At 72.7% G+C, this 674-nt stretch carries 1 pseudogene; it reads right to left on the reverse strand.

The window, feature by feature from the left end:
* Nucleotides 1-674, reverse strand: a pseudogene (locus tag OTB19_RS43215) (hypothetical protein); the annotation flags it as partial.

Here is a 674-nt window from a genome sequence, read left to right on the forward strand (position 1 = left end):
GTCCACGGTGATCACGACTCGGCGGGCGGTGCCGGTGGTGGCGTACTCCAGCATGGTCGTGGTGCCGGCAGGCGCGGTCTCCCAGTAGTAGACCAGGCCGACCAGCCAGGATCCGGTAGCCGTGTGCGCGGGGACCGTGCCGCGCATGCTGGCCGCCGCGTTCAGTTTCGGGACGGCCCGCGATCCGCCGAGCGTGTCATCCGCGGCGAACTCGAAGCCGGTCACCTGTAGCGGTGCCACGCCGGGGACAGGCGAATAGGCCTGTGTCGCGTCGCGGTCCTCCTCCATGGGCCAGTACGCGCGGGGGCTGCCGACGGACGGGATCCGCCGGCGCAGCGTGCTGTCGAGCGCCTTGGCGCCCTGGCCGAGGCGCCGCAGGATCCCGGCTCCCTCGACCGGTACGACCACGTCTTGTCCGGAGGTGTCCGCGCGTGAGGTCCACGACGACACCTCGGCCTGCAGTCTGTACTGCCTGTTGGTGACGGACGCCGGGGCGGCCACGGTCCAGGTACGGCCGGCCGTGTCGGCCCACGAGGTGGTACCCGGGGTCAGGGCCCGCATGTCCGGGGCGGCCACCACGGTGCCGCCGATACCGGACCGCACCTCGGCGCGGACGTAGCGGCGGGCCAGCTGACCGAAACTTGTGCCGGTCGTGTCCCCGAGCTCCAGCGGGG

The sequence above is a fragment of the Streptomyces sp. H27-H5 genome (assembly GCF_026627505.1).
Classification (GTDB): domain Bacteria; phylum Actinomycetota; class Actinomycetes; order Streptomycetales; family Streptomycetaceae; genus Streptomyces.